This window comes from Nostoc sp. (assembly GCF_036917235.1).
GTDB lineage: Bacteria > Cyanobacteriota > Cyanobacteriia > Cyanobacteriales > Nostocaceae > Nostoc.
In genome coordinates, this window is sequence record NZ_JBALDU010000075.1 from 1 (window position 1) to 7,870 (window position 7,870).

General features: G+C 40.7%; 6 protein-coding genes and 1 pseudogene. 5 read left to right on the forward strand and 2 right to left on the reverse strand.

Going from position 1 to position 7,870, the window contains the following annotated elements; all coding sequences use genetic code 11:
* Positions 1-78: 78 nt before the first annotated feature.
* Both V7K44_RS21695 and V7K44_RS21700 read right to left on the reverse strand, forming a co-directional pair.
* The gene (locus tag V7K44_RS21695; RefSeq protein WP_334934225.1) at positions 79-435 is read right to left on the reverse strand and encodes a caspase family protein; all 357 of its coding nucleotides are present in this window, start codon (positions 433-435) and stop codon (positions 79-81) included.
* 276 nt (positions 436-711) lie between these two features.
* A complete protein-coding gene (locus tag V7K44_RS21700) occupies positions 712-2,064 on the reverse strand; it encodes a CHAT domain-containing protein (protein ID WP_334934227.1) in 1,353 nt (450 codons plus the stop codon).
* A gap of 476 nt (positions 2,065-2,540) precedes the next feature.
* Between V7K44_RS21700 and V7K44_RS21705 the strand changes: the two genes are divergently transcribed.
* The 5 genes and pseudogenes from V7K44_RS21705 to V7K44_RS21725 form a co-directional block, all read left to right on the forward strand.
* Positions 2,541-2,882: a DUF1304 domain-containing protein gene (locus tag V7K44_RS21705; protein ID WP_334934229.1), complete on the forward strand. Its 342-nt coding sequence runs from the start codon at positions 2,541-2,543 to the stop codon at positions 2,880-2,882.
* 109 nt (positions 2,883-2,991) lie between these two features.
* On the forward strand, positions 2,992-3,387 hold the full coding sequence (locus V7K44_RS21710) for a hypothetical protein (RefSeq protein ID WP_334934231.1): 396 nt from the start codon (positions 2,992-2,994) through the stop codon (positions 3,385-3,387).
* A gap of 200 nt (positions 3,388-3,587) precedes the next feature.
* Positions 3,588-4,664 (forward strand): catalase family protein, encoded by a 1,077-nt coding sequence (locus V7K44_RS21715; RefSeq protein ID WP_334934233.1) that lies wholly within the window; start codon positions 3,588-3,590, stop codon positions 4,662-4,664.
* Between the two features lie 53 nt (positions 4,665-4,717).
* A complete protein-coding gene (locus tag V7K44_RS21720; protein ID WP_334934235.1) occupies positions 4,718-6,982 on the forward strand; it encodes an AAA family ATPase in 2,265 nt (754 codons plus the stop codon).
* Positions 6,983-6,998: 16 nt separating this feature from the next.
* Positions 6,999-7,870 (forward strand): annotated as a pseudogene (locus V7K44_RS21725) (hypothetical protein); the annotation flags it as partial.

The window sequence follows — 7,870 nt, forward strand, 5'->3', positions numbered from 1 at the left end:
GTGGTTCTTCTCTCACCTTCTGTCAAAAGGGGGTCTGTGTTCAATCAGACCCCCTCTTTTTTCTTTGATTTCGACTATTTAGTCTAAACTCCAGATGGATAGGTAAGTGCTAACATTGCCAAACTTAGCGTTTTGAGGAACCAAATAGCCTTCGGGGCCATCCTCGCCGTTAAGGGCAATGCCATGTCCAGCAAAGTACAAGATAAAGCGATCGCCAGCTTGAATTTGTTTTAGCAGTTCTGTTTCTAGCACTTGTCGAAGTTGGCTAAGGTTAGCTGCTCGATCAAGAAGCAGATTAACAGTGTAGTTATGCTCGGTTTCAAGGATGTGGGCGATTTTTGTTGCATCACTGACGGCGGTTTTGAGGGAAGAAGTTTCGTTGCTGTATTCGTTGATACCAATGACCAAGGCATAGCTATGTTCAAATTCTGACATTTAAACCAACCTCCTTGGTTGGTCACGGCTTCGAGCAAAAATCGGTAACATTGTCAAAGTTGGAGATGTCTATTGTTTAACAAATGCTAACGCTCTCCCACTTTTACTAATGTCGATGTGGTTTTTTACACATAAGTTAACAGCGATCGCTTCCCTAATTCTATCAATTGAGACAAAATTATTAGAAACAGAATAATCTACAAAGATTTATCTTTTTTAGCAGGAGATTTAGCAGAGATTAGAACACCTGTTGAATGAACCTCAGAAATTTTGATGCTATAACTCCTCAAACTCTGCTCCCTTTACTGTTGCATTATCAATTTCTTGAATATTCAACACAAACTCAAATGATCCCTTTGCTCGTTTGACCTTAAGACCAGTGAAACTACTACCGTTTTTAATAGAGCCAATATTTTGCTGAATGACTTTACGAATCTGTTCTGCAACCGCAGATGTTTTTCTAGGGAAGATAATGCTATCTGCTGAACGCATATATAAAACAGGCACTCCCCACTGCACATTAGCAGGCTTTTCGTTAGAAACGTACTTAGAATCTGGCGATTCTGAAACTACTTCAAGCTTACGCTGATTGCTTGCATCTTGCCCCAGCATCGCTAACCTTCCGGCGGCAACTGCTTCATCTACCGATAACCCAGCCGCTAAGGCTGCATAAAATATTTCACTAAATGCGATCGCATGATTATCTAAGATTTCATATTGCATTGCAACTACAACTGGCACTCCTTCGGCAACTAAGGTAGGAGCAACCCCAGCCCATTCTGAAGCCCCATCTCGTCGAGCCGATTCACAGGTTCCGAAAACAGCGACTCTAACTCCTGCTTGTTTAAGTTGCAGTCCTAACTCACTCGCAGACATTGAATAGGTTGCCCCTGATGCATCTGTTTGTAGTATAATGTAACCTTCTTGGTCAAAAGAACCATGCCCTGCAAAGTAGAAAAGCCCTGGCTTTTTCATCAGGGCATTTGTTAAGTCACGAATCGTCGCGTTTTCAAGTAATGGTTGCCACTCCAAAGTCACACCATCTACTTTAAATTCCTCAAGTACCTTCGTCAGATTATTCTTTTCACGCTCTAAATTAAGATCTTTTCTGGGATTCGCCATCGCTACTAGCAGGCGAAGTTGCTTAGGATCGATGCCCTCAACTTTTGGATGCTTCTTGGCGATGGGTTCGTGTCTGACTAGTGAAATCTGAGGATTGAGAACCAAAAAGTGCCGATAGCCTGTTTCACCTGGGTTCAGACGGAGATAGGTATATTCCCAAGGCAGTCGTGCTAGTTCGGGTTCACTGGTTAACAAGCGTAATCGCACACCTCCGTCTTGACCTGCATCTTTGATAACTTGCTCAAACAGGTTGCGAATCTCTCCAGGTGGCAAGAGTAAGTTTGCTAGATGTTCACCAAATTGAATTAGGCTTTTTTGATCAATCTGTCTATGTTCCAAACGACTAAGGCTTTTTGCTAGCTCATCGTAGTTGTAGTTTACAGTAGTTGCTTCTCGACTTTCGCCAATCGCAGGTGATGGCAGGACAGCAACTTTGAAGCTTTTGGCAAGGCGATCCAAATCTCTTAATTGTAGATAAAAGTCAAGGTATTGTCTTTCTTTGGTCATGGGTTACATCTCTTGCCTATGGCAGTGTTGTAGATGAGTTGATCTAGCTTTATTTAAATATTTAAAGTTACCTTAGATTTTTATTAATTAAAAATAATTTAATATCACATGATGCATATCCGTTAATTTTCAAAACCAAGGATTTTCCACTATATATCATGCTAAAAAAATCGTAAATAAGTAGATATATATGTTAAGAATAAATTAAATTTAATAAATTTGATTTCATATTGTTAATAGAGGCGGTTTGGTGGAAACAAAAAGGCTATACAACTACCTCTATTAAATAGTTGTTATGTGGCAGTTTTGTTAAGCTAGTGATTCAAACTCAGCGATACGTCAGCCCTGATGCCTGTGCTGGTTTCTTTGAGTGAGGAGACTGCGGCCACAGAAACAGCCCAAGCTATATATTTCAGATAAGGATAGGTTCTAAAATATCAATCATAAGTACTATTGCTGTTCTAATTATTGCTGCTGTGCATATTGCTATCTCCGTAGTTGAAATATTTTTTTGGGAAAACCCATTAGTTTACCAAAGGCTTGATTTCACTGCCGAGATAGCCAGTAAAGTTGCTCCAATTGTACAAAATGCAGGTCTTTATAAAAGTTTTATTGCGGCTGGCTTAATTTGGGGAGCTTTTGCTAAAAGCAATTCTCTGGAAATCTGTGTATTTTTTTTAGTGTGTGTCATAATCGCTGGCAGTTTCGGTGCATTGACCTTAAAATGGACTACTCTTGTACTTCAAACACTTCCTGCATTTGTTGCATTGGCTCTTTTCTGGTTAGCACACTCTCGCTTGAAATTCCAAGGTTTATAAAATCCAACAGTTTAGCTATGTTCTCAATGTCAAACTAGTCGCTTGATTCAATCTATTTCAGCGTTGTTCGTTTATACAACATCACTTTTTAGAGCAAGAGGAATTTTAAATGGCAATCTATCTAGCGAATGGCAATCCCATAATTGCTGTGGTTCTAATGTCCCTTAGCACATTCAAAGGTTCGGCTCTCGTCGCATCATTTGAGCGTATCTCGCTATCTTTTGGTTCTGAAGAAGCGGCTAAAAAATTTGTTGAGGATGTTAGGTCTTTGGGCTGTAATCAATCACATCTTGAATTAAACAATGTTGTTGTTGTTCCTGACTATGCTGGTAGCCAAAATGCTGCTAAAGCTGTTTACCACGCAGTTAACTCTTACAAAGATCACTTAATTTCTGTAAACAAATTTGAGATATATCCTTTCTCTGAAGAAGGAGACAACCTACTTAATGAGATTGAGCAGTACATTAAGGAATATTTTGGTTCAGACGCTATAACTGTGAAATAAAAGAATAGGCTTGTTAGAAAATATTGCCATTACATTAATCCGTCTCGGATTAAAAAGTCTATATGGAAGACAACCTACTTTCCTTCACAGTAATAAGCCAACACGTTCACTAAAGAAATCAACCGATATTTCGAGATTAGTAGGAAATTTGTTCACTATTCAAGAATCTTCTGCTGTTTCAGCACCTATAATCGAATCTAATGAAAGCGAATATGAAAACTCAAAGTAATTCCCCCAACCTTCCAGAAAATCCACCCGCAAACGAAGATAAAGTAATTGCTGAAGTGATTCAATGCTCGATTGGAGTATTGGACAAGGAAACCGATCCCGTTCAGCGTCAGCAGCATCCTAAAAGTCATGGATGCGTCAAAGCCGAATTTATTGTTGAGGATGTGCCTGAGGAGTGCAGATTTGGCATCTTTAGAGAACCGCGTCGGTATTCAGCTTTTGTCCGGTTCTCAAATGGTTCTATGAAACCGCAGCAAGATTCTGAAGGGGATGTGCGCGGCATGGCAATTAAACTCCTGGGAGTGGAAGGCGAAAAACTGTTGGAAGAGGAACGACAGGCACAGACACAGGACTTTATTCTGATTAACCACCCAGTGCTGTTTCTCAAAGATGCTCAAGATTCTCTTGACTTTGCCAAAGCTGTACAGATGGCAAAGAAAATGCCATTTAAGCCTTTGAAGCCGCTTCCACTGCTGCTCATGTATGTTCCATCTCACTTGAAACAATTCAAAATTCTGAAGACGATTCAGAAAAAAACAGTGACGAATCAACTCCAAATTCAATACTGGAGTACAACTCCCTACAAACTTGGCGATCGCGTGATTAAATTTTCAGTTAAACCCAGTGTGACCCAAAGCAATATTCAGATCGCACCCAATTTAGAATCTGAAAACTTCTTGCGCGAAGTGATAGTTGAGCATCTGAGTAAACAAGAGGTCTATTTTGATTTTCTGGTGCAGTTACAGAAAAACCCCGATCAAATGCCTGTTGAGGATGCGACAGCAGAATGGAGTGAGACGGACTCACCATTTATCAAAGTAGCAAACATTCGGATTCCGATGCAAACGTTTGATACAGAGGCTCGACGGCGGTTCGACGAAAACTTGTCATTTAATCCCTGGCACGCTCTTCCTGAGCATCAACCTTTGGGAGGGATTAACCGGGTACGCAAGTATGTTTATCAAGCGATCGCAGCAATACGACACAAGTTGAACAAAGTGACTGTGCAAGAACCGACAATCAATGATTTCAACAATCCAACCATTTGAAATCTAATCGTCCTTGACACATCAAGCATTCATCCGTACCTAAAGCACATCCCATGATTGGAACTATTTCAACCCAATTAAAAGCGATCGCCTTTGAGCGTGATATCGAAAGACTCACCGAAAACTTTACGGGTAGAGAGTGGGTTTTCAAGGAAATTGACCGATGGTTGCAACAGGAAAATGAAAGATTCTTCATTTTGACTGGAGAACCGGGAGTGGGGAAAAGTGCGATCGCCGCTCGTTTAACCCAAATCCGCGATGATGTGGCTGCCTATCACTTTTGTCGGGCTGGGGATGTGGAAACTGTTAGACCGGGGCGAATTTTGCGATCACTAGCAGCCCAATTAGGAGAGCATCTTCCAGATTATGGTCATGCTTTAGCAAATACAATCAAGCCTGTTCATCTGCGAATAGAGGTCAATATCAATATTGGCTCAATGACCGGAAGTGAAGTCACAGGGGTTTACATCGAAAATCTGAAGGAAAGTGACCCTGAGAATGAACTGGATATTTTGATTAGGGCACCCCTGGAAGAGTTGCAGAGAATGTATGCGGAGCGTCAGCAAGAACAGCCTGCTTTGGCAATTATTTTGATTGACTCTCTGGATGAAGCTGTAACTACTACAGGCACTAATTTGGTAAAGCTGCTGACCCAGTTATCTAAATCAACCAGTTTACCTTCTTGGGTTCGCTTTGTCATGACTTCTCGTCCTGAGCGTCGGGTCTTGCGGGGATTTGAACCATTAAAGCCTTATCAATTACAAGAAAAGTCGGACGAAAGCCTGTCTGATATTAGAGAGTATTTAAATAATCGTGTTGCCCAACCTGCTTTACAGAATCGCTTGCAGGTTAATCAGGCGCAACCGCAAACTTTGATTAGCGAGATTACAAACCTTTCCCACGGAAATTTCTTGTATACAATGCTGTTGCTGAACGATATTGAAGCAGAGCGACAGGCTTTGGACAATCTAGCAGCTTTGCCGAAGAGCATTGATGACATTTATCACGGCTTTCTGTCTCGCTTCTCAGAAGAAGACTGGAGCGAACGATATAAACCTATTTTTGGAGTATTGACCGTTGCCCTGGAACCAATTTCTGAGAAGCAAATCTCAAACTTTACTAAGATCGATTCTGAAGATGTTAGGGGCAGCATCAGAATTGCTCGTCAATTTTTTGATGTAGAGACTGATGAGCAAAATAAAGAAATTTATTCCATTTTTCATCAATCTCTACGGGACTACTTACTAGATGAAGACCACAATCCAGATTTTTGGTGCAACGAGCGAAAACAGCATCAACGGATTATTGACTATTGTAAGAGAAGGTCTAAGTCTTGGCAGGAGCTAGAGCGAATCGATGCCTATGGGCGGAAGTATATAGCTCAACATTTGGTGAAGGCGGATCGTGTAGAAGAACTGCATATATTGTTGAGTCTGGAGAAGCATGGAAAGAACGCCTGGTTTAAGGTGAAGGATGATGAAGGAGATACTGCTGGCTTTATAGCAGATATAGAATTAGCATGGACGAAAGTGGATGAAGCATATACTCAGGAACCGGGAAGAAGCATTGGATTACAGTGCCGTTATGCTTTGATCAAAGCTTCGATTCATAGTTTGACAGAGATTCCAACAGAACTAATGGCGGCTCTTATTAAACATAAACACGAGTCTTGGACACCGGCTAAAGCTTTAACTTATGCACGGAACACTACTCCTGAACTTCGGGCAAAGAATTTATTATTTTTGCTAAAGGATCTACCTGTTGAAATTCAAACGAAGGTTCTTCATGAAGTGATAGAAACCGCACAAAAGATTGAACGCGTATCTGATAGAGCTAGAATACTAGCAACTTTATCTGACAGGATGGCAAAAATTCAAGTCCAACCTTTAGACGTAGTATTAGCTGACAAGCTGGCAAAAGCTTGGACTCAAGCTTTGAGTGCAGCAGAAGCAATTGGTTCAGTGTTTGACCGATCTGATGCATTAGTTACTTTAGCTGATAAGCTACCATCAGCACTACTACCTCAAGCTCTCGCAATCGCACAAGAGATTGAGGTTGTTGATTGTCGTTCCAAAGCATTGAACGCCTTAGTCAAACAACTACCAACACAGTTGATACATCAAGTTTTAAATGCTGTAATCAAAACTAATCCTGAGTACCGTCGATGTGAGATCCTACTTGCTTTAGATGACAAGTTACCAGAAGAGTTGATGCCTCAAGCTCTTGATATTGCTCAGACAATCAAGGATAAGGGATATCAAACTAGAGTACTAATTGCTCTAGCAAAAAAAAAATTTATTAGTATTCCAAGCTCTTGACGTAGCACAAATACAAATGCTTGGGAGTGAAGGCTATTCAAGATTATTAGCATCTCTAGCTAATAAGTTGCCAATACATTTGGTAACTCAAGCGATTGATGTTGCTCAAGTAATGAAGGATGAGGATCGAGCTACAGTGCTGGTTGCTTCAATTAACAAATTGCCAACAGAGTTAATACCCAAAGCTTTCGATGCTGCTCAAGTAATTACCAATGGGGCACATCGAGCTACAGTATTGGTTGCTTTAGCCGATAAATTACCAATAGAATTAATACCCAAAGCTTTCGATGCTGCTCAAGTAATTACCAATGGGGCAGATCGAGTTAGAGTATTGGTTGCTTTAGCCGATAAATTACCAATAGAGTTGTTGCCCCAAGCCCTTAACGCTGCTGAAACAGTTGAAACTTCACGTGATCGTTCTGAAATATTGATTGCCTTGACTAGCAGGTTATCAATAGAATTGTTGCCTCAGGCTCTTAATGTTCTCAATGCTAATTTAATAACAACTTACTGGTATATCCATATTAATGACTACATATATAATTATGATTCTCGAGCCAGAACATTGGCTGTTTTAGCGAAGAAATTTCCCGAGGTTCTACCTCAAGCTATTGATGCTATTCAAGCAATTAGAGGTAGTGAAAATAGTGTTGAAATATTATCCTCTCTGGCAAATGAATTTCCTAAAGTGTTGCCCCAAGCTATTGATGCTGCCCAAGAAATCGGTAATGAGGAGAAGCGATTTGAAGCATTGGCTGCCCTAGCGAAGAAATTTCCCGATGTTTTACCTCAGGCTATTGATGCTGCCCAAGAAATCGGTAATGAGGAGAAGCGATTTGAAGCATTGGCTGCCCTAGCGAAGAAATTTCCCGATGTTTTACCTCAGGC